Origin of the sequence: Actinoplanes sp. NPDC023714, from assembly GCF_040639855.1 — a bacterium.
GTDB lineage: Bacteria > Actinomycetota > Actinomycetes > Mycobacteriales > Micromonosporaceae > Actinoplanes.
Map to the genome: position 1 here is coordinate 647,140 of NZ_JBFAAR010000001.1, position 25,593 is coordinate 672,732.

At 72.0% G+C, this 25,593-nt stretch carries 23 protein-coding genes; 16 read left to right on the forward strand and 7 right to left on the reverse strand.

Annotated elements, in window-relative coordinates; translation table 11 throughout:
• Positions 1 to 591: 591 nt before the first annotated feature.
• Positions 592 to 1,542, reverse strand: a complete 951-nt coding sequence (locus AB0G10_RS03170) for a DUF559 domain-containing protein (protein ID WP_360915649.1) — start codon at positions 1,540 to 1,542, stop codon at positions 592 to 594.
• 125 nt (positions 1,543 to 1,667) lie between these two features.
• On the reverse strand, positions 1,668 to 1,859 hold the full coding sequence (gene rpmB, locus AB0G10_RS03175) for a 50S ribosomal protein L28 (RefSeq protein ID WP_360915652.1): 192 nt from the start codon (positions 1,857 to 1,859) through the stop codon (positions 1,668 to 1,670).
• Positions 1,860 to 2,018: 159 nt separating this feature from the next.
• Here rpmB and AB0G10_RS03180 point away from each other — a divergent pair, with 159 nt between their 5' ends.
• From AB0G10_RS03180 to AB0G10_RS03190, 3 genes are read left to right on the forward strand one after another with little or no spacing between them, the layout of a single operon-like run.
• A complete protein-coding gene (locus tag AB0G10_RS03180) occupies positions 2,019 to 3,689 on the forward strand; it encodes a DAK2 domain-containing protein (protein ID WP_360915655.1) in 1,671 nt (556 codons plus the stop codon).
• Complete coding sequence (recG, locus tag AB0G10_RS03185) at positions 3,686 to 5,863, forward strand: ATP-dependent DNA helicase RecG (protein WP_360915658.1); 2,178 nt, start codon at positions 3,686 to 3,688, stop codon at positions 5,861 to 5,863. Before AB0G10_RS03180 ends, recG begins: the two co-directional genes overlap by 4 nt.
• Positions 5,860 to 6,195 carry a DUF952 domain-containing protein gene (locus AB0G10_RS03190; protein ID WP_360915661.1) on the forward strand — a complete coding sequence of 112 codons (336 nt, stop codon included), beginning with the start codon at positions 5,860 to 5,862 and terminating at the stop codon, positions 6,193 to 6,195. Before recG ends, AB0G10_RS03190 begins: the two co-directional genes overlap by 4 nt.
• 47 nt (positions 6,196 to 6,242) lie before the next feature.
• On the opposite strand, the gene AB0G10_RS03195 is transcribed toward AB0G10_RS03190, so the two are convergent.
• Positions 6,243 to 7,529, reverse strand: a complete 1,287-nt coding sequence (locus AB0G10_RS03195; RefSeq protein ID WP_360915664.1) for a hypothetical protein — start codon at positions 7,527 to 7,529, stop codon at positions 6,243 to 6,245.
• Between the two features lie 105 nt (positions 7,530 to 7,634).
• Positions 7,635 to 8,849 carry a hypothetical protein gene (locus tag AB0G10_RS03200; RefSeq protein WP_360915667.1) on the reverse strand — a complete coding sequence of 405 codons (1,215 nt, stop codon included), beginning with the start codon at positions 8,847 to 8,849 and terminating at the stop codon, positions 7,635 to 7,637.
• Positions 8,850 to 9,159: 310 nt separating this feature from the next.
• Here AB0G10_RS03200 and rsmD point away from each other — a divergent pair, with 310 nt between their 5' ends.
• From rsmD to mutM, 9 genes are all read left to right on the forward strand, one after another.
• Positions 9,160 to 9,723 carry a 16S rRNA (guanine(966)-N(2))-methyltransferase RsmD gene (rsmD, locus tag AB0G10_RS03205; RefSeq protein WP_360915670.1) on the forward strand — a complete coding sequence of 188 codons (564 nt, stop codon included), beginning with the start codon at positions 9,160 to 9,162 and terminating at the stop codon, positions 9,721 to 9,723.
• The gene (gene coaD, locus AB0G10_RS03210) at positions 9,720 to 10,199 is read left to right on the forward strand and encodes a pantetheine-phosphate adenylyltransferase (RefSeq protein ID WP_360915673.1); all 480 of its coding nucleotides are present in this window, start codon (positions 9,720 to 9,722) and stop codon (positions 10,197 to 10,199) included. Before rsmD ends, coaD begins: the two co-directional genes overlap by 4 nt.
• A gap of 98 nt (positions 10,200 to 10,297) precedes the next feature.
• Positions 10,298 to 10,795 (forward strand): hypothetical protein, encoded by a 498-nt coding sequence (locus AB0G10_RS03215; RefSeq protein ID WP_360915676.1) that lies wholly within the window; start codon positions 10,298 to 10,300, stop codon positions 10,793 to 10,795.
• 75 nt (positions 10,796 to 10,870) lie between these two features.
• The gene (locus AB0G10_RS03220; protein WP_360915679.1) at positions 10,871 to 11,473 is read left to right on the forward strand and encodes a DUF177 domain-containing protein; all 603 of its coding nucleotides are present in this window, start codon (positions 10,871 to 10,873) and stop codon (positions 11,471 to 11,473) included.
• A gap of 4 nt (positions 11,474 to 11,477) precedes the next feature.
• Complete coding sequence (gene rpmF / locus AB0G10_RS03225) at positions 11,478 to 11,651, forward strand: 50S ribosomal protein L32 (protein ID WP_127543102.1); 174 nt, start codon at positions 11,478 to 11,480, stop codon at positions 11,649 to 11,651.
• Positions 11,652 to 11,762: 111 nt separating this feature from the next.
• Positions 11,763 to 12,650 carry a phosphate acyltransferase PlsX gene (locus tag AB0G10_RS03230; protein ID WP_360917940.1) on the forward strand — a complete coding sequence of 296 codons (888 nt, stop codon included), beginning with the start codon at positions 11,763 to 11,765 and terminating at the stop codon, positions 12,648 to 12,650.
• A complete protein-coding gene (gene rnc / locus AB0G10_RS03235; protein ID WP_360915682.1) occupies positions 12,643 to 13,383 on the forward strand; it encodes a ribonuclease III in 741 nt (246 codons plus the stop codon). Before AB0G10_RS03230 ends, rnc begins: the two co-directional genes overlap by 8 nt.
• An 8-nt stretch (positions 13,384 to 13,391) precedes the next feature.
• Positions 13,392 to 14,564: a mannosyltransferase family protein gene (locus AB0G10_RS03240; protein WP_360915685.1), complete on the forward strand. Its 1,173-nt coding sequence runs from the start codon at positions 13,392 to 13,394 to the stop codon at positions 14,562 to 14,564.
• A gap of 10 nt (positions 14,565 to 14,574) precedes the next feature.
• Complete coding sequence (gene mutM / locus AB0G10_RS03245; protein WP_360915688.1) at positions 14,575 to 15,432, forward strand: bifunctional DNA-formamidopyrimidine glycosylase/DNA-(apurinic or apyrimidinic site) lyase; 858 nt, start codon at positions 14,575 to 14,577, stop codon at positions 15,430 to 15,432.
• Between the two features lie 587 nt (positions 15,433 to 16,019).
• On the opposite strand, the gene AB0G10_RS03250 is transcribed toward mutM, so the two are convergent.
• From AB0G10_RS03250 to AB0G10_RS03260, 3 genes are read right to left on the reverse strand one after another with little or no spacing between them, the layout of a single operon-like run.
• Complete coding sequence (locus tag AB0G10_RS03250; protein ID WP_360915691.1) at positions 16,020 to 16,586, reverse strand: spherulation-specific family 4 protein; 567 nt, start codon at positions 16,584 to 16,586, stop codon at positions 16,020 to 16,022.
• Complete coding sequence (locus tag AB0G10_RS03255) at positions 16,583 to 17,944, reverse strand: hypothetical protein (protein ID WP_360915694.1); 1,362 nt, start codon at positions 17,942 to 17,944, stop codon at positions 16,583 to 16,585. Before AB0G10_RS03255 ends, AB0G10_RS03250 begins: the two co-directional genes overlap by 4 nt.
• On the reverse strand, positions 17,941 to 19,752 hold the full coding sequence (locus AB0G10_RS03260; protein ID WP_360915697.1) for a glycosyltransferase: 1,812 nt from the start codon (positions 19,750 to 19,752) through the stop codon (positions 17,941 to 17,943). Before AB0G10_RS03260 ends, AB0G10_RS03255 begins: the two co-directional genes overlap by 4 nt.
• A gap of 559 nt (positions 19,753 to 20,311) precedes the next feature.
• Between AB0G10_RS03260 and AB0G10_RS03265 the strand changes: the two genes are divergently transcribed.
• The 4 genes from AB0G10_RS03265 (at position 20,312) to AB0G10_RS03280 (ending at position 25,593) form a co-directional block, all read left to right on the forward strand.
• Positions 20,312 to 20,506 carry a hypothetical protein gene (locus tag AB0G10_RS03265; RefSeq protein WP_127543095.1) on the forward strand — a complete coding sequence of 65 codons (195 nt, stop codon included), beginning with the start codon at positions 20,312 to 20,314 and terminating at the stop codon, positions 20,504 to 20,506.
• Positions 20,507 to 20,758: 252 nt separating this feature from the next.
• Positions 20,759 to 24,343 carry a chromosome segregation protein SMC gene (gene smc, locus AB0G10_RS03270; protein ID WP_360915701.1) on the forward strand — a complete coding sequence of 1,195 codons (3,585 nt, stop codon included), beginning with the start codon at positions 20,759 to 20,761 and terminating at the stop codon, positions 24,341 to 24,343.
• Between the two features lie 5 nt (positions 24,344 to 24,348).
• The gene (locus AB0G10_RS03275; protein WP_360915704.1) at positions 24,349 to 24,963 is read left to right on the forward strand and encodes an HAD-IA family hydrolase; all 615 of its coding nucleotides are present in this window, start codon (positions 24,349 to 24,351) and stop codon (positions 24,961 to 24,963) included.
• A 27-nt stretch (positions 24,964 to 24,990) separates the two neighbouring features.
• Positions 24,991 to 25,593 (forward strand): hypothetical protein, encoded by a 603-nt coding sequence (locus AB0G10_RS03280; protein ID WP_360915707.1) that lies wholly within the window; start codon positions 24,991 to 24,993, stop codon positions 25,591 to 25,593.

A 25,593-nucleotide genomic window follows, 5' to 3' on the forward strand; every position in this document is an offset into this window, starting at 1 on the left:
CCGCGCTCTTGCGTTCGCGCGCTCCCGCGCTCCCGCGCTCTTGCGTTCGCGCGCTCCCGCGCTCCCGCGCTCTTGCGTTCGCGCGCTCCCGCGCTCCCGCGCTCTTGCGTTCGCGCGCTCCCGCGCTCTTGCGTTCGCGCGCTCCCGCGAATCCGTCGCGTCTCGCCGGCGCGGCGTTCCCACAGGCCGCGTAACGACGTTCCGGCCCCCTGGCATTCCTGCGGCTCCCCGGCGGGCCCTCTTTTTTCGCGATCTTGGACGCATGACCACCTAATTCGGTGGTGCAGCGTCCAAGATCCGTTGAGCGGTGGTCAATCGTCCAAGGTCCGCGCAGGGCGGTGGTGGCGCGTTCAAGATCTGCTCGGGCAGTGAGCGATCGTCCAAGGTCCGCGCAGGGCGGTGGTGGCGCGTCCAAGATCGGCTGGGGGCGGCGGGCGATCGTTCAAGATCGGCTGGGGGCGGCGGGCGATCGTTCAAGATCTGCCGGGGACGGCGGGCGATCGTCCAAGATCTGGGTGGGGCGGAGGTGGCGCGTTCAAGATCTGGGTGGGCGGTGGTGAGGCGTTCGAGGTCGGCGGTGGGCGCGGGCGTTCAGAATCGGAGCGGGTCGTTGGGCGGGCGATCGGGGCGGGCTGCATAGAGGGCCGCCCTCAACTGCGCGATCACCACGTCGGGCTCATGCCGCAGCGCCCACGCCGCAAACCGGAGCACCCGCTCACCGGGGATCCACAGCTCGTTCTGGCGTCGCATGTCGGCCCAGTACTGCTGAACCTCCATGTGCTGCCCACCGTCGATCTCGACGTGGACGCCGTACCCCTTGAAGTACGCGTCGAGGTAGTTCACCCGCTCTCCGAGCCGCCTCCGGGGACGTTGCAGAGCCGGTTCCGGCAACCGCGCCCGCCGGCACAGGCGCAGGAAGTCCGCTTCGGCCGCCGAGTGCACCCCGCCGGCCGCCCACCGGGCCGCCTCGGCGATCGCCGCGCGGTGCCGAGCCCGGGGCATGCCGGCGAGCACCCTGGTCAGGTCTTCGGCGGAGACGAGCCGTTGCTGGAATCCGGCCGCGATCACGGCCCACGCCGTACGCTCCGACGTCTGCCACTGCGCGGCGTCGACCAGTGATCGGGCCGGCCTGGTGCAGGGCGGGGTTCCCCGGAGGTGGATGTCGGTGCCGGGGAGGCGGCTGGTCCGGTGCAGCACGACGTCCTCCGGGATCGGGCCGGGGGTCATCCGGGCCGGGGCCAGGACGTGGATCGGCTCGGTGGGGAATCCGCGGAAACCGGCGTCCTCCAGCGCGGACAGGCCGCCGAGGAGGGCGGGCCGGCCGGCTCCGCAGCTCAGCGAGGCGACCCAGCGGCGGGACTGCCGGCCGATCGGTCCGGAATGCGCGACGTAGACGCCGCGGTGCGCGGACTGCCACCGCCCCGAGGTGAGCCTGCGCTCCACCATCCGGGCGGTGAGGTGGCGTAACGCCTGCTTCCGGCTGATCACATGGCTCTGCCGGCGCAGGAGAGCCACCAGATGGGGATCCTCTTCCCGCCGCACGGCGATCGATGCTGCCCGAACGGGCATCGGCCGGGGAGGGCTGTGGATGAAGCTGTGGACAACCCCGGACAGCATGAAGCCGCCGGGCCCGGAGGCTCGGCGGCTACATGATCAGAACTCGAGGGTCAGGCGCGGGTGACCTTGCCGGCCTTGATGCACGAGGTGCAAGCCTTGACCTTCTTGGTGTTCCCGCCACCGGCCGGGGTGCGCACCGACTGGATGTTCGGGTTCCAGCGGCGGTTGGTCCGCCGGTGCGAGTGGGACACGTTGTGGCCGAAGCCCGGTCCCTTGCCACAGACGTCGCACACGCTAGCCACGGGATACTCCTGGGTTTGAAACGAAACTGAAGGGGCCCGGCGCACGATCTCAGCCAGGCAACCCGGCGAGCTTACCCGATTCCCGGGGGGTAGAACCAATCGCCCCCGCTCAGGGTGCGTGCCCGGGCGATTGTCGGGGGTGGTTAGTACGATTTTCGCGTGCTGGAGACCCTCGATGCCGCCGCGGTCCGCCGCTGGTGCGGTGCTGGGCTGGCGTCGCTCCGGGCACATCAGCGTGAGATCGACGACCTGAACGTCTACCCGGTTCCCGACGGCGACACCGGCACCAACCTGGTGCTTACGCTCACGGCGGCCTACGAGGCTCTCGACGCCATGGCCCACGAGACCGAGGAGAAGGGGCGCCCGGTCGACCGGCTGATGCGGCGGATGGCGCGGGGTGCCCTGCTCGGCGCCCGGGGCAACTCCGGGGTGATCGTCTCGCAGATCCTGCGGGGGATGGCCGACACGTTCGCCGAGGCGGTCGCGGTGCGGGGGCGCGAGCTCGCCCGGGCGCTGCGCACGGCGACCGACGCGGCCTATTCGGCGGTGGCCCGCCCCGTGGAGGGCACGGTCCTCTCCGTCGTGGCGGCTGCCGCCGAGGGCGCCGGGCGGATCAAGTCGGACAACCTGGTGGCGGTCGCGAGGGCCGCCGCGCGGTCGGCGTCGGAGGCGCTGGCGCGCACGCCTCAGCAGCTGCCGGTCCTGGCCCGCGCCGGCGTCGTCGACGCGGGAGGCCGCGGGCTGGTCCTGCTGCTGGACGCCCTGGTCGACGCGCTGGCCGAGGGCGCCGATCCAGGTGACCAACCCGCAGCAGCAAAAGAAGAGCAAGCCGAAGCGGCAGCAAAAGAAGAGCAGGCCGAAGCAGAAGCCGGACAAGTCCGAGATGTCCAGCGAGTCGAAATTCACAGACCTGATGCGTACGAGGAGAGCGCCGCCGACTGCGAGGGCCACGGCTTCGAGGTGCAATACCTGCTCGACGCCCACCCCGGCGCCATCCCCGAGCTGCGGGCGACCCTCGACGCCCTGGGCGACTCGCTCGTGATCGTCGGGACCGGGGACGGCACGTGGAACGTCCACGTCCACACCACCGAGATCGGCCCGGCGATCGAGGCCGGCGTCCGGGCCGGACGCCCGTACCGGATCGGGGTCACGCAGCTCGAGGAGAGACGGCCCGGACGTGATCTCCGCGCCGCGGTGGTCGTCGCCGCAGGCGGCGGGCTCACCGCGCTCTTCGAGGGGGAGGGCGCCACCGTGGTCGGCCGGAATCCGTCGACGGCCGAGCTGCTCGACGCGATCCGCGCGACCGGGGCGGGCTCGGTGGTGATCCTGCCGAACGACGCGAACACGCACGCCGTGGCCAGGACGGCGGCGCGCGAGGCGAGCAGCGGCGGGATGCAGGTCAGCGTGGTGCCGACCCGGTCGCCGGTGCAGGCCCTCGCGGCGCTGGCGGTGCGTGACGACCAGAGGCCGTTCGCCGACGACGTGATCGCCATGGCGGAGGCGGCCGGGGCCTGCCGGTACGGCGAGGTGTGCACGGCCCAGCGCGACGCCCTCACGGTGGCCGGCCCGTGCCGGGAGGGCGATCTGCTCGGGCTCGTCGACGGTGAGGTGCACGTGATCGGCGACGACGTGGTCGAGGTGAGCCGACGGCTGCTCGACCGGATGCTCGGCGGCGGCGGCGAGCTGGTCACGTGTGTGCTCGGCGCGGACGCCCCGGCCGCCCTGGAGGACCGGATCTCCGAGCACGTCCACCGCGACTGGCCCTTCGTCGAGCTGCAGTGCTACGCCGGCGGACAGCCGCGATACCACCTTCTGGCAGGAGTCGAATGACCACGACCGACACCCCGCTCACCAAGGTGCTCGGCGCCAAGACCGCGAAGGCTCTCGCCGACCATCTCGACCTGCACACGGCGGGTGACCTGGTCTACCACTTCCCCCGGCGGTACGACCAGCGCGGCGAGCACACCGACCTACGCAAACTGGAGGTCGACGAGCAGGTCACCGTGCTGGCCCAGGTGCAGGGGATCAGCCTGAAACCGTTCCGGCAGCGCAAGGGCAACATGCTCGAGGTGACCATCGGCGACGGCTCCGGCGCGACGCTGACCTGCACCTTCTTCAACCAGGCGTGGCGCGAGCGGGAGCTGCGCAAGGGCGTCTGGGGCCTGTTCGCCGGCAAGGTCACCGATTTCCGGGGCAAGCGGCAGCTGAACGGCCCGGCGTACCAGCTGTTCAAGGCGGACGCGACGCAGGACGACGCGGCCGCCGAGATCGAGGAGTTCGCGGGCGCGCTGATCCCGGTCTACCCGGCCGCGCAGGCCGTGCCGACCTGGGTGATCGCCAAGTGTGTGCGGACGCTGCTCGACACGTTCGAGCCGCCGGCCGACCCGCTCCCCGCCGACCTGCGGGGCAAGCGGGGGCTGGTCGGCATCGGGACGGCGCTCAGGGAGATCCACCGGCCGAGCTCGGAGGAGGCGCTGTACCGCGCCAAGCATCGTCTGAAGTGGGACGAGGCTTTCGCCGTACAGTTGACGCTCGTGCAACGCCGGGCCCGTGCGGCCGCGGCGCCCGGCACCGCCCGGCCCCGCGCGGAGGCCGGGATTCTCGCGCGATTCGACGCGAACATGCCGTTCGAGCTGACCGAAGGTCAGCGTCAGGTGGGCGAGGAGATCGCGGCCGACCTGAGCCGGCCCCATCCGATGCACCGGCTGCTCCAGGGCGAGGTCGGCTCGGGCAAGACGCTCGTCTCGGTGCGCGCGATGCTGCAGGTCGTCGACGCGGGTGGGCAGGCCGCGCTGCTGGCGCCCACCGAGGTCCTGGCCACCCAGCACTTCCGCGGGATCAGCGCTCAGCTCGGCGCGCTGGGCCGGGCCGGTGAGCTGGACGGCGACCCGGAGGGCACCCAGCTCACCCTGGTGACCGGCTCGCTGGGCGCGGCGGCCCGGCGTGCCGCGCTGGCCAAGGTCGCGGACGGGACCGCCGGCATCGTCGTGGGCACGCACGCCCTTCTGTACGAGGGGGTCGACTTCAAGGACCTGGGTCTGATCGTGGTCGACGAGCAGCACCGGTTCGGGGTGGAGCAGCGGGACGCCCTGCGCGCGAAGGCGGCCCGCCCGCCGCACGTCCTGGTGATGACCGCCACGCCGATCCCGCGGACGGTCGCGATGACCGTCTACGGCGACCTGGAGACGTCGATCCTGTCGCAGCTGCCGCGGGGCCGGTCGCCGATCGCGTCGCACGTCGTCCCGGCCCTGGACAAACCGGCCTATCTCGACCGCGCCTGGGTGCGGATCAAGGAGGAGGTGAAGGCCGGGCATCAGGCCTACGTGGTGTGTCCCCGGATCGGCGACGACCTCGATTCCCCTCCCAAGGAAGGCGAGGAGGGCGCACGACGCCCGCCGCTGGCCGTCACCGAGGTCCTGCCGCTGCTCGAGCACGAATACCTCAAAGGCCTCCGGATCGGCATGCTCCACGGCAAGATGCCGGCCGAGGACAAGGACCGGGTCATGCGTACGTTCGCAGCGGGTGACCTGGACGTCCTGGTCGCGACGACGGTCATCGAGGTGGGCGTGGACGTCCCGAACTCGACGGTCATGCTCATCCTCGACGCCGACCGGTTCGGCGTCTCGCAGCTGCACCAGCTGCGCGGCCGGGTGGGCCGTGGCTCGGCGCCCGGCATCTGCCTGCTGCACACCGAGTCGGCGGAGGGCTCGGCCGCCCGCGAGCGGCTCGACGCCGTGGCGTCCACGACGGACGGCTTCAAGCTCTCCGAGATCGACCTGGAACAGCGCCGGGAGGGTGACGTGCTGGGCGCGTCGCAGTCCGGCAAGCACTCGCATCTGCGGCTGCTCTCGCTGCTCCGCGACGAGAAACTGATCAAGGAGGCCCGGGCGGAGGCGTCGGAGTTGATCGGCGACGACCCGGACCTGACCCGTCATCCCGCGCTGGCCGCCTCGGTGGCGGTGCTGGTCGACGAGGAACGCGCCGAATACCTGGAGAAGGGTTGATCGTCCACATCTGCCCGGCCGCCGACTGGGAGGCGGCCGAGGACAAGGGTTTCTACGAGGGCGACACGCTCGCCACCGAGGGCTTCATCCACTGCTCGCCGCCCGACTGGGTGCACGTGCCGGCGACGCTGCGGTTCCGCGGCCGGACCGACCTGCTCCTGCTCGAGATCGACGACGCGAAGGTGGACTCCGTCATCTGGGAGGACGGTGTGCCGCCGGCTCCCGACGGGCGGCGATTTCCCCATGTCTACGGACGACTGCCTCTATCGGCGGTTGTTCGGGTGAGTCCTTACCCGCCGCTGGAAGACGGCTCGTTCCCGGCCCTGGCATAGCGGAGGGGGCGCGCCGGTAACCGGCGCGCCCCCTCTCAGGTGTTACGTCAGGCCTTGAAGTTCAGCTTGCGCCGGCGGGCCATGAAGAACAGACCCGCGCCCACGGCGACGAGGACGGCCGCGCCGCCCGCGATGCCACCGGCGGCCGCGCCGGTCACCGGCAGCGACTCGTCGTTGTCGCTGACCGGCGTGGTCGCGACCGGGGTGCTGCTGGCCGACTCGGACGGGGTGGCCTCGTCCGTCGCCGGGGTGGAGGGCTCCTCCGAGGCCGGGGCCGACGGCTCGTCGGAAGCCGGGGTGGAGGGCTCCTCCGAGGCCGGGGTGGACGGCGCCGGGCAGTCGGTCTTGGTGACCTCGACGGTGACCGGGGTGCTGCCGGCGATCTCCGGGTAGGTGACGGTGGCCGTGGTGGCCTCACCGGCCGGGAAGGTCACCTGCTCCGAGGCGCCGGGCGCGACGGTGGCCGACTTGGTCTCCGAGCCGTAGGTGACGTCGGCCTTGGCCGGCGCGTTGCCCTCCGGGTTGGTGACGGTGACGATCACGTTCGTGCAGTCGTTGACCGCGCCCGCGGACGGGTTGCAGGTCTCCGGGCGCGCCCAGGTGTAGGTGAAGTCCGGCATGCCGTCGGCGGAGACGGTGATGGCGCCGGCGCCGGCCGGGACGTTCACGGTGTCGCCCTTGTCGGCCGCGAGCTTGACGGTCTTCGCGAAGCCGTTGGCGGCCTTGATCTCGAAGGTCACCTCGTACTTGCTGAGCTTGCCGTTGTTGCTCAGGTTCAGGTCGACGCTGCCGTCACACTGCGGGACCGGCTGCACGGCCGGCTGCACGCAGTTCTTGTTGCCGCCGTTGAACCAGCCGGCCGGGCCGGCCGAGCGCTTGCCCGGGAAGCCCTTCTCGCCCAGCTTCAGGTTGCCGTAGCGCTTCTCGCCGTCGAGCGGGTCCAGGACGTCGGTGTCGCCGCCGAAGAAGAGGTCGACCTGCGTGTTGCAGTCGGGGACCTCGACCTCGAGGGTGACGACGCCACCCTTCTTCTCCAGCGTGCCGGTCCGGCTCTGGAACTTGTACTGCGGGGTGGCGAACTGCGGCTGCGGCGCGAAGTAGGACACCAGGGTGACCTCCTCGGCCACCTTCAGGTCCGCATCCGGGGTGACGGTGGCGAACGCCTTGCCGTCCTTGATCTCGAAGGTGTGCACGAAGGTGGCGGCCTCCGCGGAGACCGGCTCGGTGCCGGTGCCGGTCGCAGAGGCGGGGGAGCCGATGCCCACCAGGCCGGTCAGGCCCAGCAGAGCGCCGGCCGCGACGAGCGCGGCGCGGCGGAGGGGGGTGCTTCGCAAGGTTTCTCCAGGGGAACGAGAAAGTGGACGAAGGGCGCGCCGACAAGGAGTTGTCGACGCGCCCTCCGGTTGTTGCCGTGCGTTACAGCGGTGTCACAGTGCCGATCAGGCGGTGAACTTCAGCTTCCGGCGGCGAGCCGCGAGGAAGAGGCCACCACCGATGGCGAGCAGGGCCACGGCGCCGGCGGCGACGCCACCAGCGGCAGCACCGGTGACGGGCAGGCCGCCCTCGTCGCCCTCGCCACCCGCGGCGCCACCCTCGTCACAGTCGGCCGGAGCCTCGTACGCGATGGTCGCGGCCTCGTCCTCGTAGCCCTGCGGGGTCGCGGTGACCTCGAGGCCCTCGGAGGCGGGGAAGTCGACGGTCTTGGTCTCACCCGGCTGCGCGGTGACGGTCTTGGCCTCGCCCGTGGTCGGCGTGAAGGTGACCGTGATGGCCTCCTTCCACTCCGCGGGGACCTCGATGCCGACGGTCAGGGTGTCGCAGGTGGTGTCGTAGACGAAGATCGGCTCGGTGACCGGGATCTCCGCCGGGACCGACTCGCTCGGCGTCGGGGTCGAGCTGGTGGTCTGGCTCGGGGTCGCGCTCGGCGACTCGGAGGCCGGGGCGCTCGGGGACTCGGAGGCCGGGGCGCTGGGCGACTCGGAGGCCGGGGCGCTCGGCGACTCGGAAGCCGGGGCGCTGGGCGACTCGGAAGCCGGGGCGCTCGGGGACTCGGAGACCGGCGTGCTCGGCGACTCCGAAACGGGGGCGCTGGGCGACTCGGAGACCGGCGTGCTCGGCGACTCGGAGACCGGGGCGCTGGGCGACTCGGAGACCGGGGCGCTCGGGGACTCGGAGACCGGCGTGCTCGGCGTCGGGCTCGTGGTCGGCGCGCACTCCTTGATCTTCTTGCCCTTGTGGCCGGTCGGCAGAGTGGCCGTGCCGTAGCGGGTGCCGGCGTAGGTCCACTTGCCGCTCTTCCACTCACCGGTGACGGTGAGCTTGGCCTGGGTGGAGCTCTTCTTGATGGTCTGCTTGACCACCAGGCTGCCGCGGGCCGGGATGACCGAGCCGACCTCGATGCCGGTCACGCTGACGGTGCCGGCGGTGGGCTCGGTGGAGTACGAGGTCACCTTGCCGTCGTACCGCTCGCTGCTGTCCACCTCCCACGTGACGGTCCAGGTCTCGCCGTCGCCGCTGATGCAGATGTTCTTGTCGTTGATCTCGGGGTGGCACGCGAGCGCGGGCACGCCGGTCGTCAGCACGCCGAGCAGACCGAGGGTCGCGCCGGCGACCAGCGTTCCGGTCCGCTTGAGCGCGGAGGAGGACAGGTTCACGCCATCTCCTGTGTAAGGGGTCAGGAAGGTGTGCGCGAGGAGATCCGTGGGGTCACATCGGACGGAGTGACCAGCGACGACGCCTCCCCGCGTCATCGGGCGGGAACGATAGAACGGACCCGCAACGTCGCCCGACCATAGTCACTTCAGGAGATCAATGAAACCGTCCAGCGGCCGCTTAGAATCTTGATATCAATCCGAGATTTTCCATGTACCGAACGAAACGGTCGCGTCGCGCGCAGTACCTGCGACGAGGGAAATCTCTACTGGCCAACGGCTTGACTTTGCTGGTGAAGTAGCGTCACCCGTGATGACGAGGATTATCGCGGGCACTCACGGCGGCCGCCGGCTCTCCGCTCCGGCGGGCGCGCACACGAGGCCCACATCGGACCGCGTACGCGAGGCGTTCTTCAGCTCCCTGGAGACCATGACGGACATTTCCGATGCACGGTTCGCTGACCTGTATGCCGGATCCGGCGCCGTCGCCCTGGAGGCGTTGTCCCGTGGGGCCTCCCACGCGCTTCTGGTCGAATCGGACGCGAAGGCGGCACGGGTCATCCGTGACAACGTGGTCGCTCTCCGTGTCGGACCGGCCGCGCGGGTGGTCACCGGGAAGGTTCTCCAGGTCCTGGCCGGCCCACCGGACGGCGGACCGTACGACGTGGTCTTCGCCGACCCGCCGTACGCACTGGACGCCGACGAGGTCGACCAGGTCCAGCAGCTGCTGGTCTCGAACGGGTGGCTGGCGCCGGACGCCGTCGTCATCTTCGAGCGGTCCCGTCGCAGCGGCCCACTGAGCTGGGTGGACGGGATCGTCGGGGAACGCACCCGGCGTTACGGCGAGACCACTCTTTGGTACGGTCGCCGATCATGAGACGAGCGGTGTGTCCCGGCTCCTTCGATCCGGTCACCAATGGGCATCTCGACATCATCGGGCGGGCCAGCCGGCTGTTCGACGAGGTCATCATCGGCGTGCTCATCAACCAGTCGAAGGTGGGCCTCTTCACCATCGAGGAACGGCTCGAGATGCTGCGCGAGTCGACGGCCGAGTACGGCAACGTCCGCGTCGCGGCGTTCCACGGCCTCCTCGTCGACTTCTGCCGTGACCAGGGCGCCGCCGTTGTGGTCAAGGGGTTGCGGGCAGTGAGCGACTTCGATTACGAGTTGCAGATGGCGCAGATGAACATCGGCCTGTCCGGTGTGGAGACGCTGTTCATGCCGACCAATCCGCTCTACTCGTTCCTCTCGTCCAGCCTGGTCAAAGACGTGGTCAAGTGGGGTGGCGACGCGTCCGCGTACCTGCCCGACCCGGTGCTCGAGCGCCTGATCAGCCGCCTCAAGCAGAACTGACCGCCATCGGCGCGCCGGAAACGGCTGGGCCGGTAAGGCAGTAACGTGATCGGTCCAAGCTGCCGGAAGCGCTGCGAGACCTGAGGGGTGAGTTGGCGGTGGATCCGCTCGACCGCATCGACGAGATCATCGATTTCGTGCAGGACGCGCGCTCCGTACCGATGTCCCGCACGAATTTCATGTTCGACCGGGCCGAGATGATCGACCGGCTCGAGATCCTCCGGTCCGAGCTGCCCTCGGAGCTCCGGAAGGCCGCCGCCGTGCTCGAGGAGCGCGACCGGATCATCGAGGCCGGCCGCCGCGAGGCCGACCGGATCGTCAGCGAGGGTGAGGCTGAACACGCCCGCCTCGTCTCGGTCAACGAGATCACCGTCTCGGCGGAGCACGAGGGCGCCCGGATCATCGCCGAGGCGCGGACCGAGGCGCAGCGCCTCCGCGAGGAGGTGGACGACTACGTCGACACCGCTCTCGCCAACTTCGAGCAGTTCCTGACCCGGGCGCTGGCGTCGATAGAGCGGGGCCGTGACAAGATGCACGCGCTCCGCGAGATCGGCACCTTCCAGGGCGAAGACGCGGAGCGCCCGCTGCCGTTCTGAGCGGGGGCGATTCGACGCTTCCCGGCAAGCTCAGGTAATGTTTTCGGTCGGCCTACCTATGGCTGAGGAATCACGATGCCCAAGTCACCGCAGAGTCACCTGGATCCCAGGCAGCCGCTTGTCGTCGACACGACGAAGCTTCCGCGGCAGCCTGGTGCGACGCGTGCCCTGAGTCGGGTGGTGCCGGCGCCGGCAGACCTCGGTCTGGAGCTGATCACGGTCGCTGAGGGTTCCGACCTCGAGCTCGATCTGAGCATGACGTCGGTCTCCGAGGGGGTCTACATCAGCGGCTCCGTCCGTGGCTCGCTCTCGGGCGAGTGCGGCCGGTGTCTCAACGAGATCGACCAGTCGTTCGAGGTCTCCCTCGCGGAGCTGTTCGCCTACGCGGACAGCACCACCGAGGAGACGACCGACGACGACGAGGTGGGGCGGATGCAGGGCGACCTGCTCGATTTGGAACCGGCGGTTCGGGACGCGATCGTGCTGACCCTGCCGACCAACCCGCTCTGCCGGCCGGATTGCCCAGGGTTGTGCCCCGAGTGCGGGGTGCATTTCGACGACCTCCCGGCGGATCACAGCCACCAGGACGTCGATCCCCGCTGGGCCGCTTTGAGCAACCTGACAGCTGAGTCGCCTGAGGCGGCTGCGCCGCAACAAGAGCAATCTTCTAAGGAGTAGTACCGTGGCCGTCCCCAAGCGCAAGATGTCGCGCAGCAACACCCGCTCGCGCCGGGCGAACTGGAAGGCGACTGCGGTGGTCACCGCGGCGTGCCCCCAGTGCAAGTCGCCGAAGCTGCCGCACGCCGCCTGCTCGGTCTGCGGCACCTACAACGGCCGTCAGGTCCTCGAGGTCTGACGACCGCGAGTGACACGCCCGATCTTCGGGCGGGTCGCACCCGAGCGGTGGCGAACCAACGGTGCCACGGCTCCCGGACAGCGGACTGTCGGGGAGCCGGGCACCGCGCGGATCGCCGTCGACCTCCTCGGCGGGGACCATGCTCCCGCCGTCGTGGTTGACGGCGCTCTGCGTGCCGCTCAGGCCGATCCGGCCCTGCATCTGATCCTCGTCGGCCCGGCCGAAGCCGCCGACGCGATCGTCGCTGCCCTCGATCCCGCGGATCGGCAGCGCATCACCACCGCCGTCACCGGCTCCGGGACGGTCCGGGGCGCCGCCCGCGCGGTCGCCGAGGGCCGTGCCGACGCGCTGGTCTCGGCCGGTGACACCGGCGCCACGGTCCTCTCCGCGGCCCGTGAGCTGGGCCGCTGGCCCGGCATCCGCCGCCCCGCGCTGGCCGCCGTGCTCCCCACCGCCGCCGGCCGTCTCGTCCTGCTCGACGTCGGCGCGACGGTCGACCCCGACGAGAAGACGCTCGCCATGCACGCGAGCCTCGGCGCCGCGTACGCATCGGTCGTTCTTGATCGTGAAAATCCCCGCGTCGGCCTGCTGACCATCGGCAGTGAGCCCGGCAAGGGAGATCGCCTGCGCCGGGGCCTTCCCCCGATGATCGCGGCCCGGAGGCTGCCGGCCGGGGCGCGCTACTGCGGCCTGGTCGAGGGCAACGACGTGGTCCTGGGCCGGGCCGCGGATGTCATCGTGACTGACGGTTTTACCGGAAATGTCCTGCTCAAGGGGCTGGAAACCGCGTACGCGTTGCAAAACCCCTTCGGGCGGGAGGATGTACCCCCGCACGCCGCCGTGCTGCTCGGTGTCGCCGGCACGGTCGTCGTCTGCCACGGCGCGGCCACCGGTTCCGATCTCGCCGCGGGCATCGCCTTCGCGGCCGACCTGCATCGCCGCGCCTCGGTCGCGGCCATCGCCGATCTGCTCAGATACAGCGAGGTATCGCATGATTGACAAGCGTCGCCGTCCGTCCACCGAGCCGCTGGAGGAGGCCTTCGGCATCCCCTTCAAGCCGGAGCTCCTGGAACGCGCGCTGACCCACCGCTCGTACGCCTACGAGAACGGCGGCCTCCCCACCAACGAGCGGCTGGAGTTCCTCGGCGACTCGGTGCTCGGCGTGGTGATCACGTCGGCGCTCTTCCACAACCACCCGGACCTGCCGGAGGGCCAGCTCGCGAAGCTCCGGGCCAGCGTCGTGAACATGCACGCGCTCGCCGACGTGGCCCGCGGCCTGGGACCGCTCGGCCTCGGCCCGCACCTGCTGCTCGGCAAGGGCGAGGAGACGACCGGCGGCCGGGACAAGGCGAGCATCCTCGCCGACACCCTGGAGGCGCTGCTCGGCGCGATCTACCTGGAGCACGGCCTCGAGGTCGCCGCCGAGGTGATCCACCGCCTCTTCGACCCGCTGATGATCGAGTCGGCGAGCCGGGGCGCGGCCCTCGACTGGAAGACCAGCCTCCAGGAGCTCACCGCGGCGCTCGGCCTGGGCGTGCCGGACTACGAGATCGAGGACTCCGGCCCGGACCACGCGAAGACGTTCACGGCGTGGGTGGTCGTGGCCGGCGAGCGGTACGGCGGTTCCGAGGGCCGGAGCAAGAAGCAGGCCGAGCAGAGGGCGGCCGCGGCGGCGTGGCGGACCCTGACCGATCGTGCCGAGGCTGAGGAATCGGTACCGGACGTGCCATGATCCCGGGCGTGACCGAGACTCTCGTGGTGCAGAAGGAACGGCTCTGGGACAGAGCGGGCGCAGCGCGCGGCGTCGGAACCGCGATCGGCATCCTCGCGCTCACCCGGCTGGGTCAACTGCTCATGATCTGGTGGCTCGGCAGCGCGACCGCTGAGCCCCGCAGCGTCTGGGACCGGCTGCTGGTCTGGGACGCCGGCTGGTTCCTCCGGGTCGCCGTGGACGGGTATCCGCACGGGTACACGTACGACGCGAACGGCGTGCTCCAGGGCAACGAGCTGGCCTTCTTCCCGGTCTACCCGATCCTGATCCGGTTCGGCGCCGCGATCGGCCTGCCGGCGTCCACCGCCGCCGTGCTGATCGCGTGGGCCGCCTCGATCGGCGCGGCCGTGGCGCTGCACCTGCTCGGCACCAGCCTCTACGACAAGCGGGCCGGCTGGGCCCTGGTGGCGATCTGCTGCTCGGCGCCGGCGTCCGTGGTGCTCTCCATGGCGTACTCGGAGAGCATCTTCCTGGCCCTGGTGGCCGGCATGTTCGTGGCCGCGCACCGCCGGGTCTGGTGGGCGGCCGGCCTGCTCGGGCTGCTCACCGCGCTGAGCCGGCCGACCGGCGCGGCCGCCGCCCTCGGTCTCGCGGTGGCGGCACTGATCGCGGTCTGGTCGCTGTGGCGGTCCGAGAGGCGCATCGCCTGGCCACCCATCGCCGCCGCGGCCGTGGCCCTCGCCGGTGTGCCGCTCTTCATCGGCTGGGTGGCCTGGCGGGTCGGCGACCTCGACGCCTGGTTCAAGATCCAGACAGCGGGCTGGGGCACGACGTTCGACTACGGCACCTCGACCTGGGATTTTCTGAACACCACCCTCCGTACGGGGGACGGCTGGGTCTCGATCAGCATCGCGATCATCCTGCTCGCGGCCCTCGCCGCGGCGGGCGTGGCCCTGGCCCAGAAGCCGTGGCTGCCGCTCGCCGTCTACGGGGTGGTCGCCATGATCCTGGTGTACGGCCAGGCCGGCTTCTACCATTCCAAGCCGCGCCTGCTGCTGCCCGTACTGTTGACGCTGCTGCCGGCCGTCGTGGCGGCGTCCAAGGCCCGCCCCCGGGTCGCGATCCTGTCGATCGCCGCCTGGGCCGCTTTCGGCCTCTGGTACGGCGCCTACCTGGTCACCGTCTGGCCCTACACGCTGTAAAGGATCTGGTGTGCCCGAGCTTCCCGAGGTGGAGACCGTCCGGATGGGCCTGGCCAAGTGGGTGGCCGGCCGCACCATCGCGACCGCCGAGGTCCACCACCCGCGCGCGATCCGCCGCCACCTCCCCGGCGACGCGCACTTCTCCGCGGTCCTGGCCGGCCGCACCGTCCTGGACATCTCCCGCCGCGGCAAGTACCTCTGGTTCCCCCTCGACTCCGGCGACGCGATCATCGGGCATCTCGGGATGAGCGGCCAGCTGCTCATGCAGCCCACCGGCACCCCCGACGAGAAACACCTGCGCATCCGCTTCACGTTCACCGACGGCGGCCCCGAGCTGCGCTTCGTCGACCAGCGCACGTTCGGCGGCCTCTCCGTCTCCGAGGGCGGCGCCGACCTGCCCGACGAGATCTCGCACATCGCCCGCGACCCGATGGACCCGCTCTTCGACGACGAGGCCTTCCTCGCCCGCCTCCGCGGCCGGCACACCGAGATCAAACGCGCGCTCCTCGACCAGACCCTGATCTCCGGCGTCGGCAACATCTACGCCGACGAGGCGCTCTGGAGGGCCAAGCTGCACGGCGCCCGGCCCACCGACAAACTGACCCGTCCCGCGGCGCAGGGACTGCTCGCCCACGTCCGCGACGTCCTCGGCGAGGCCATCGTGGCCGGCGGCACCAGCTTCGACGAGCTCTACGTCAACGTGAACGGCGAAAGCGGCTACTTCGACCGCGCCCTCAACGCCTACGGCCGCGAGAACGAGCCCTGCCCCCGCTGCGGCGCCCCCATCCGCCGGGAACAGTTCATGAACCGCTCCTCGTTCAGCTGCCCGCGCTGCCAGCCACGACCACGATCCATCCGTACGAACTAGCCCGTCCCCGACCGCATCAACGGCAGTCCCGTGGCGCACCACACCTGCGGCCACCTTCCGCCGGCTCACGCCGCCGCCGGCCTCGGAGTGCCCTCGCCCTCCGGCGCCGTCTCCGCTCTCGGCGGGCGTTCCCTCCGCCGGGCTGTGACGTGAGCGCTCGCCCGGTCACGGGCACCGCCCGGCTGTACCACAGGGCGGCAAATCGGGCGCCGACCGAGCGCTGGCGTACAGCCAGGTTGGGCTGGCTGTACGGGAGGGCGACAAATCGGGCGCCGACCGAGCGCTGGCGTACAGCCAGGTTCGAGTGGCTGCACGGGAGGGCGGCAAATCGGGCGCCGACCGAGCGCTGGCGTACAGCCAGGTTCGAGTGGCTGCACGGGAGGGCGGCAAATCGGGCGCTGACCGGGCGCTGGCGTGCAGCCGGGTTCGAGTGGCTGTACGGGAGGGCGGCAAATCGGGCGCCCCGCGACAGCACACAGCGCCGGCCGGCGGGATCGATCCGCCGGTCGCGCGGTAGCGGGCCGTGTCCGGCTGCAGCCCATTGCTGAAGGGGAGCGATGGACTGCAGCCGGCGGGTGGTTCACCCCTCAGTCGGCTGCGTGGGCTCCCCGGCCCGAGGTGGCGACCGTCCGGTGCGGGGTCAGATCGGTCGCCAGGCCGAAACCTGCTCCACGACGGCCCATCAGCCGGCGGGCCGCGGTCAGCAGCTCCGGCGGCACACCGTGGACGATGTGCCCGTCACCGGGGCGGACACCGTCTCCGTCCCAGTTCTGGTACGCCTCCCACGGCCCTTCGAACACGCAGATACGTACCCCTAAATCCCGGTAAAGGGGGTGAGTCGGCACGCCCGGGTTCAACACGACCCGGTGCAACCCCCGCCGGGCGGCCAACCGAACCGTCAACGCGACAGGCCCGACCCCACCGGACCCGGCCGGCGCACGGTCGAGGAACAGACCCTCCACCCCGTCGGCGCGCCAGGCGTCCACGTCGGCCAGGACGTCGGCGAGGGAGCGGCTGCCCCAGTCGAGGTCGATGCGGCCGAGCGACTGGTGCAGGGTCCGGCGGTCGCCGGGCTGTTCGCGGACGATCCAGGTGTCGGCGTCCAGTTCCAGTTCGGGAGACGGGTGGGCGTACGAGGGGAACAGTGTCTTCACGGCGTCCTCCGTAGATCGACAGCGGTCAGGGCGACGATGACCAGGCCGGCCAGATGTGCCGCGGCGAGCACGGCGACGGCGGCCGGTAGTGGTCCGGATGGCGTGGGGAAGAGGGCGATCGCGGCCGCGGCCATCGGTGGCACGGCGGCGAGCGTCGCGGCGATGCCGGTACGGAACCGGGCCGCCAGCAGGAACGTAACGGCGAACACCCCGCCGAGCAGGGTGCCGGCGGCGAGGGCGAGGAGGCCGGCGTGCGGCCCGGGAAGCTGGTGGGCGGCCACCGCCAGCCCGCAGCCGGCCGCGAGCGGGGGCAGCATGCCGGCCAGCGTGATCGCGGTGACGTTGCGGGCGTGCCGGCCGTAGTCGGCGATGCTCTCCGCCGCGTCGAGGCCGGCGTCGAGGCGCGCGGTGTGCCAGCCGATCAGGCCTTCCACCATGGGTACGGCGATGAGCAGCGGGAGCGCGGCCGGCAGCGGGGTGTCGGCCTGCCAGAGCAGCGTCACGCAGACGGCCTGTGAGGCGCCGATGACCAGGTAGGAGAGTCCGCGCCGGCGGTCGGCGCCGGTGAGCCGGCTGCGTCCGGGCCGGGAGAGCACGGCCGGCCGGAAGGCGCGCACCGCCACCGCGACGATCGCGGCGGGCAGCATCACCTCGACCTGGACGACCCAGCCCGTCCCGTACGCGGCGGCGAGCAGCCAGCAGGGCAGATACCAGGCGGCGACCGCCCCCTCGGACCGGGTCACCAGCGCGACCGTGACGCTGCCCAGGGCGAGCAGCCCGCAGACGCCGACGGTGAAGGCGAGCGCGCGGGACGGCCCGAGCAGGTGATCGGGCGCGACCCAGACGAGCGCGCACCAGAGCGCGGCCACCGAGGCGAACCCGCCGCCGACGAGCCGGGCCGCGGCGGGCTGCCCGCTGCGCCGGGCCACGACGACGCCCATGCTGGTCAGCGCCTGCGCGGCACCCCACCCGAGCAGCAGCATCGCGGCGGTGACGGGCCAGGCGACCCGGCTCAGCGAGGGCGTCGCGGCGACCGCGACGCTCAGCGGCCCGGCATAGAGGCAGCATCGGACGAAGGCTCCGGCGAGGAAGCCCGGGCGGGCGCGTCTCCTCCTTCTCGGGAAAGAGCTTCTCGGGTACGAGGAATCGGGCCGCTCCCCGGCCTCGGGGCCCGGCACGACGGCGGCCGGGACGACCTCGGGGACCGGGTTCTCGAGCACGGCGGGCGTCCGCGGCAGCACGATCTCGGCCGAGTGCCGGCCGGTGCCGGTCCTGCGCCGCGGCTCGCCGCCGGTCGCGGCCCGCCGCCGGGCCCGGTTGCGGGCCGACAGCGTCTCGCGCGATGGAGTGATCGTCACAGGTCACCTTCCCCGGCCATGCCGAGCTCTGACGGGCCGGCCGCGACGGAACCGCCGACCAGCGCCGGCTCGCCGGCCGTGACGGGCCCGCGGAACAGCGGCGGCTCGCCGGTCGGCGGCCCGGCCGTGACGGGCTCGCCGAGCAGGGCGGGCTCGCCGGCCAGGGCGGGCTCGCCGGCCAGGGCGGGCTCGCCGACCAGGGCGGGCTCCGGCGGGCCTGCGGTCACGGGACCACCGGCCAGGGCCGGCTCACCGGCCGGCGCGGGCTCCGGCGGGCCGGTCAGCCAGCGGACCGTGGCGGGCAGCGTCGCGCGGGGCGCGGTGACGCTGAGCGCCAGCTCGAAGGCCGGCGCCGGCGGTGGCGCGGCCAGGTCGGTGTAGAGCGCGCCGTAGACGCGTACCACCCGGTCCACGGTGAAGTGGCCGAGCGCCCGCTGCCGGGCCGCGTCGCCGAAGGCCCGCCGCCGGGCCGGGTCGCGGAGCAGCCCGACGATGGCGATGGCGAGTTCGGACGGGTCGTTCGGCGGCACCAGCAACCCGGTCTCGCCGAGCGTCTCGCCGGCCGGCCCGACGTCGACCCCGACCACGGGACGGCCCGACATCATCGCCTCGACCAGCCGGTACGGCGGATCCGCCGGACCCGGCACGTGCGCGACGACCTGGCCGACCGTGTACCTGTCGCGCGGGTCGGCGGGCAGCGGGTGCAGGCGTACGGTCCGGCCCAGCCCGGTGCGCTCGATCTGCTCGGCGCAGTGCTCCTCGTGTGCCGCGGTGACGCCGACGAGGTGCAGCACGGTGCCCGGGATGGCGGCCGCCACGTCGGTGAACGCCTCCAGCACGAGGGCGAGCCCGCTGTCCGGCCCGCCGCTGCCGGCCCAGACCACGGCCGGGGCGGCGCTCAGCTCGACCACCCCGGGGTAATCGCGCGGGTCGACGCCGGCCGGAACCTGGACCAGCCGGGACGGCCGCGCGCCGTGCTCCAGCGCCCAGCCGTGGTGGTAGGTGCTGAGCGGCGCGATCAGCTCGGCCTCGGCGTAGCCGGTCCGGGCCACCGAGGTACGGAACCGCCGCAGCACGGTCCGCACCGCGGCGGAGAGCCGGTCCTCGGCCGGCCGCTGCCGGGGTACCGGCGCGCGCGCCTCGGTGAGCAGCAGCGGAACACCGCTGCGCCAGCGTCCGGCGAGCGCCGCGAGCAGCGGGGTGGTCCCGCCGACGCAGTGCACGAGCTCCACCTCGGGCAGTTCCACGGCGAGCGAGCGCAGGGCGTGCCGCAGCAGCATCGCCGCGGTACGCGCGTCCCGCACGCTGAGCCGGGGCAGCGCCGGGGTGTCCGCACCGAGCGCGGCCTGCCGCTGCCGCCACGCCTCGATCAGCGCGTCGGCGAGCGGCACCCCGGCCAGCGGATCGGGCCCGCCGGCGAGCTCGGCGATCCGGCGCAGGCCGTCGCCGAACTGGGCGGTGACCGGCCCCTCGTCGCCGAGCAGGCCACGGCAGAGCAGCGCGGCGGCCTCCTCGGCGCCGTCCGGCGAGCCGGTACGGCGGCGGCCGGGACCGCCGGGACGACCGGGACGACCGGGGCGGCCCGGGTCGCGGCCCAGCGCGACGGCGCGCGCCGAGCCGACATTGAACGGGAGCGGGTACGCCGGCGCGGACGGGAGTTCACGGTCCGTGACGGTCAGCAGCTCGAAGCGGAACCGGCGCAGGCCCTCGACGAGGGTCCGGCACCAGCCTCCGAGGGCGTCCCGCCGGTACGGGTACCCGCCGCCGGTGAGCAAGCAGATGCGCTCGCGCGACGGGGTCGGATTCACGGTGGGGGCAACGACACAGCGAGCAGAAGACACCGGAGCATGTCGGCTAGGCGACACATTTACGTCCCATTTGAACCTAAATGTCTGCCGTCTTTGCCCGTTTTTGCCCGGAAGGGGCATTGATGCGATGCCGTTTGCCGGGGAAGAGCCGCCCCGGAACGTCTCAGGAGAGCGCGGCGCCTGCCGATGGGTTGTGTCGACGAACGCCGCCACCATCGGCCGTGATCACGACGCGGAAACTGGCAGATGGCACATATGAGCAGCTAAACCGTGTTGGTGGCGTGATTCACTGAGAAGAAGCGCCGAACCACGAAAGCCTCGGCTTGACGGAGGGTGGGTATCGGCGGACTATGGAGTTGTCGCCAGTCGCGCCCACTCATGCCCCGGTTTCACTCGTGGCGTGAGCCTTGCACCTGAAGAATTCGGTCCAGCTGCACGGGCAGGATTCTGCGCTCACGCGTGCCCGTGAGTGCGGGTGCTGTGCACCGATTCGGGCGCACGTTGGCCGGCTTTCCGGCAACGCATCACAACGAGACGCAGAGCGTCACAAGGAGTCACGATGGCGAAGGCCCTCTACGGCCACGTAGGTGCGGCGCCCGACCGGCGCCTCCTCGACGAGGTCACCCGACTGCGTTCCAGGGTCCAGTCCCTGGAGTTCGAGGTCACCCGCCTCCGGGCGGAAAACGATCGTCTCGCGGCGGCAGCCGTGGAGGCAGACGATTTCGCGCGGCTGACCGAGCCCGCACTGACCTGAGTTCCGTCCGAACGCTGGTGAGTCCGCGGGGTGACATCCCGGCGTTCATCCCCCCTCGCACTCTGGTCATGCAGCAGAAGAACTGAAGAAGAAGCACCAAAGAAAAAGCGCGCCTCCACGATTGTGGCGGCGCGCAGCTTTTTGCCCGTTTTTCCGCCTCCTGCGGGCACCGCTGGCGCGCCGTGTCACCGCTGTTCCGATCCCCTGCGGGTAGCCTGCCTCCAGCAGACCACCGCCGACCCCCGGAGATCCGTGCACCTCAAGAGCCTGACGGTCAAGGGCTTCAAGTCCTTCGCCTCCGCTACCACGTTGCGGCTGGAGCCGGGCATCACCTGTGTCGTGGGCCCGAACGGATCCGGCAAGTCCAACGTCGTCGACGCCATCGCCTGGGTTCTCGGCGAGCAGGGCGCCAAGGCGCTGCGCGGCGGCAAGATGGAGGACGTCATCTTCGCCGGCACGGCCGGCCGGGCGCCGCTGGGCCGCGCCGAGGTGACGCTCACGATCGACAACAACGACGGCGCCCTGCCCATCGAGTACACCGAGGTCTCGATCACCCGCCGGATGTTCCGGGACGGCGCGAGCGAGTACGAGATCAACGGCAACGCCTGCCGGCTGCTCGACATCCAGGAGCTGCTCAGCGACTCCGGCATCGGCCGGGAGATGCACATCATCGTCGGCCAGGGCCGGCTCGACGCGATGCTGCACGCCAAGCCGGAGGACCGCCGCTCCTTCATCGAGGAGGCGGCCGGCGTACTCAAGCACCGCAAGCGCAAAGAGAAGGCGATCCGCAAGCTCGACGCCATGCAGGTCAACCTGAACCGTCTGGGTGACCTCACCACCGAGTTGCGCCGCCAGCTCAAGCCGCTCGGCAAGCAGGCCGAGGTGGCCCGGCGCGCGGCCGGCATCCAGGCCGACCTGCGCGACGCCCGGCTCCGGCTGCTCGCCGACGACCTGCACACCCTGCGGACCACTTTGGATAAGGAGATCGCCGACGAGTCGGCGATGCGCGAGCGGCGGCAGCAGGTCGAGGAGGAGAACCGCGAGGTCCAGCGGTGGCTCGCCGATCTGGAGGCCCAGCACGCCGAGGACGCGCCGCTGCTGCAGGCCGCGCAGGACGCCTGGTACAAGCTCTCCACCCTGCAGGAGCGCTTCCGCTCCACCGAGCAGCTCGCCACCGAGCGCCTGCGCCACCTCGCCGCCACGCCCGACGAGGAACGCCCGGGCCGCGACCCGGAGATGCTCGAGGCCGAGGCCGAGCGGGTGCGCGAGCAGGAGGAGGAGCTGCGCGAGGCGCTCACCGAGGACCAGATGCGCCTGGCCGAGGCGGTCGAGCAGCGGCAGGACCTGGAACGCCAGCTCGCCGCGGCCGAGGGTGCGCTGCGGGCCGCCGCGAAGGCGATCGCCGACCGGCGTGAGGGCCTCGCGAAGCTGACCGGCAACGTGAACGCCGCGCGGGCGCGGACCAGCAGCGCGGACGAGGAGATCGAGCGGCTCGCGGCGGCGCACACCGACGCGCTGATGCGGGCCGAGGCGGCGCAGGCCGAGGTGGACCTGGTCGCGGCCGAGTCGTCGGAGGCCGACCGGGACAACGCCGGCCTGGACGCCCGGCACGACGAGGCGGTCGCGGCGCACGACCGGGCCGCCGCCGTGGTCCGCGAGCTGTCCGACGCCGAGCGCGCCGCCGAGAAGGACGCCGCCAGCTGGAAGGCCCGCGAGGAGGCGCTCGCGCTCGGCCTGCAGCGCAAGGACGGCGCCGGCGCGCTGCTCGCCAAGGCCGGCCAGGTGCCCGGCCTGCTCGGCAGCCTCGCCTCGATGCTGACGGTCCGGCCCGGCCACGAGGTCGCGCTCGCCGCGGCGCTGGGCGGCCTCGCCGACGCGGTCGCCCTCTCCGGGGTGGACGAGGCGATCGAGGCGATGCGTACGCTCAAGATCGCTGACGCGGGCCGCGCCGACCTCGTGGTGGCCGGCGCCGCCGGACCCGGGATGCGGGGATCGCTCGCGAGCCTGCGGCCCGAACTGCCGGAGGACGCCGTCTGGGCGCCCGAGGTGGTCGACTGCCCGGACCAGATCCGCCCGGCGCTCAACCGGGTGCTGCGCGACGTCGTGCTCGTCCCGGACCTGACCGCCGCCGCCGCGCTGATCGCCGGGAACGCCGAGCTGCGCGCGGTGACGCCGGAGGGTGACGTGCTCGGCGCGTACGCGGCGGCCGGCGGCTCGTCCAAGGCGACCAGCTACATCGAGGTGCAGGCCGCCGTCGACGAGGCGAAGGCGAAGCGCGCCACCGCCGAGCAGGCGATCGCCGAGCTCAAGGACCAGCTCGGCGCGGCCCGGGCCGAGGTGGCCGAACTCAAGCAGGCCGTCAACCTGGCCGCGCAGGAGAAGCGCGCGGCCGAGGGCGAGCGCAACGCGGCCGCCCGGCGGCTGGCCGAGCTCGGCGCGGCGGCCCGGTCGGCGAAGGCGGAGAGCGAGCGGCTCGGCGCGTCCCGGCAGAAGGCCGAAGCGGCCCGGGAGACCGACCTGATGCGCCTCGCCGAGCTGGAGGAGCGTCTCCGGCTGGCCGAGGACACCCCGATCGACGAGGAACCCTCCACCGAGGAGCGCGATCAGCTCGCCGCGATGGTGCCGCAGGCCCGGCAGAACGAGATGGAGGTCCGGCTCGCGGTGCGCACCGCCGAGGAGCGGGTCTCCTCGATCGCCGGCCGCGCCGACTCGCTGATGCGGCAGGCCAACGCCGAGCGGCAGGCCCGGGAGCGGGCCCAGGCCCGCAGGGAGGCCCGCGCCCGCGGCGCCAAGATCGCTCAGGCGGTCGCGCTCGGCGCGGCCGGCGCCCTGGAGCGGGTCGCCGTCTCGCTCGCGGCGGCGGCCGAGCACCGGGACGAGCTGGCGCAGGCGCGGACCAGCCGGGAGGCGGAGCTGCAGGAGGTACGGGCCACCGCGAAGCGCCTCGTCACCGAGCTGGAGCGGCTCACCAGCGAGGTGCACCGCGACGAGATGGCCCGCGCCGAGCAGCGGATGCGCATCGACCAGCTGGAGGCGAAGGCCGCCGAGGACTTCTCGCTCGACGTCGAGACGCTGATCAGCGAGTACGGCCCGGACCAGCTCGTCCCGCCGACCCAGGCCGACGTGGCGCTGGCCGAGAAGGACGGCAAGCCGGCCCCGGAGCCGGTCCCGTTCCACCGGCCCACCCAGGAGAAGCGGGCCAACAAGGCGGAGCGCGACCTCACCCTGCTCGGCAAGGTGAACCCGCTCGCCCTGGAGGAGTTCGCGGCGCTGGAGGAGCGCTACAAGTTCCTCTCCGACCAGCTCGAGGACCTGAAGGCGACCCGCCGGGACCTGCTCACCGTGGTGAAGGACGTCGACGACCGGATCCTCGAGGTCTTCACGTCGGCGTTCGAGGACACCGCCCGCGAGTTCCAGACCGTCTTCCAGGTGCTCTTCCCGGGCGGCGAGGGCCGCCTCGTGCTGACCGACCCGGAGGACATGCTCACCACCGGCGTCGAGGTCGAGGCCCGCCCGCCGGGCAAGAAGATCAAGCGGCTGTCGCTGCTCTCCGGTGGCGAGCGCTCGCTCACCGCGGTCGCGATGCTCTGCGCGATCTTCCGGGCCCGCCCCTCGCCCTTCTACATCATGGACGAGGTGGAGGCGGCCCTCGACGACGTGAACCTGGGCCGGTTGATTACCCTCTTCCAGCAGTTGCGGGAGAAGAGCCAGCTGCTCATCATCACGCACCAGAAGCGCACGATGGAGGTCGCGGACGCCCTCTACGGCGTCACGATGCGAGCCGGCGTCACCCAGGTGATCAGCCAGCGCCTGGTTCGCGAGACAGAGGAGCAGTAAGACATATGCGCGATCGCGCCCGGGCCCTGTTCATCGACCTGGACGGCGTTCTGCGCCGCTGGGATCCGGCTCCGATGATCGCCGTCGAGGTGAAGTACGGCCTGAAGCCGGCCGCGCTGCTCGAGACGGCGATGTCGTGGGACGTCTACCGGCCCGCCATGGCCGGCGAGATCTCCGACGAGGAGTGGATGGGCCTGGTGGCGAGCCGGCTCCCGCTCGGCGACGAGGAGTCGGCCGCCGCGGTGGCCGAGTGGCAGGCCTACCGGGGCGAGGTCGACCCGGAGGTGCTCGCGTTCGTCCGCGAGGTGCGCGCGGCCGGCCGCCCGGTCGCGATCGCCACGAACGCGACCGACCGCCTCCGCGGCGACCTGGACGCGCTCGGCCTCACCGGCGAGGTGGACCTGGTGCTCAGCTCCTGGGAGATGAAGATCCACAAGCCGGCTCCGGAGTTCTTCGAGCAGGCCTGCCAGGAGATCGGCCAGCTGCCGAAGCACGTGCTCATGGTGGACGACGACGACCGGGTGATCCGGGGCGCGCGGGCGGCCGGCCTGTCCGGCTACCGGTGGGCGGGGACGGAGCACGTCCCGTACCTCCGCAAGGTCCTCGACCTGCCGGGGTGACTTGCCCGCTGCGGCGAGGATGGGGACATGTCACCTTTCGGCCGGATCGCCGTCCTCGCGCTGGCGTTGTCAGTCTCCGCCTGTTCGTCTGCTTCTCCGGAGACTCCTGAGGCAGCGCCGGCATCGATAGCGCCCACCGTGGAGGCGACCACCGAGGAGCCTGCCGGGCCGGGCGCCACGCCCGAGCCGGGCCGCCAGGTGACCTTCGCCACCGTCGAGTCCGGTGGCGACCGCGTGCTCACGGTCGGATCCGACGGCGTCGTGAAGCTGGGCGGGTACGACGACCGCGCCCTCTTCGTGGCCGTCCCGTCCGGCCCGGGGTTCCTGCTGAAGACCGGCACGCTGCGCACCGGGGGAGAGGCGTACTGCCTCCAGGTGAACGCGCCCGGCGGCGCGAACCCGCTGCGGCTGAGGACCGAGGCGTGCGACGCCCCCGAGAAGGACCAGATCTTCACGTTCCCGGAGCCGCCGGCCGACAGCCCGGGCCGGCTGATCGAGGTGGCCGGCCTGTTCGCCCTCGCCGCCCCGGAGGGCGACCGGGTGATCGTCCAGGAGGCCGGCGAGGGCGATTTCATGACCAACTTCAAGGTCGCGGACCGGGGGAAGGCGACCATCCCGGCCCTGGACTGA

Coding starts and splice junctions, on each gene's coding strand:
- AB0G10_RS03275 (WP_360915704.1), top strand. CDS start 24,349: ATGCGCGATCGCGCCCGGGCCCTGTTCATCGACCTGGACGGCGTTCTG.
- AB0G10_RS03280 (WP_360915707.1), top strand. CDS start 24,991: ATGTCACCTTTCGGCCGGATCGCCGTCCTCGCGCTGGCGTTGTCAGTC.
- AB0G10_RS03220 (WP_360915679.1), top strand. CDS start 10,871: ATGCCCAAGTCACCGCAGAGTCACCTGGATCCCAGGCAGCCGCTTGTC.
- recG (WP_360915658.1), top strand. CDS start 3,686: ATGACCACGACCGACACCCCGCTCACCAAGGTGCTCGGCGCCAAGACC.
- rsmD (WP_360915670.1), top strand. CDS start 9,160: ATGACGAGGATTATCGCGGGCACTCACGGCGGCCGCCGGCTCTCCGCT.
- coaD (WP_360915673.1), top strand. CDS start 9,720: ATGAGACGAGCGGTGTGTCCCGGCTCCTTCGATCCGGTCACCAATGGG.
- rnc (WP_360915682.1), top strand. CDS start 12,643: ATGATTGACAAGCGTCGCCGTCCGTCCACCGAGCCGCTGGAGGAGGCC.
- AB0G10_RS03265 (WP_127543095.1), top strand. CDS start 20,312: ATGGCGAAGGCCCTCTACGGCCACGTAGGTGCGGCGCCCGACCGGCGC.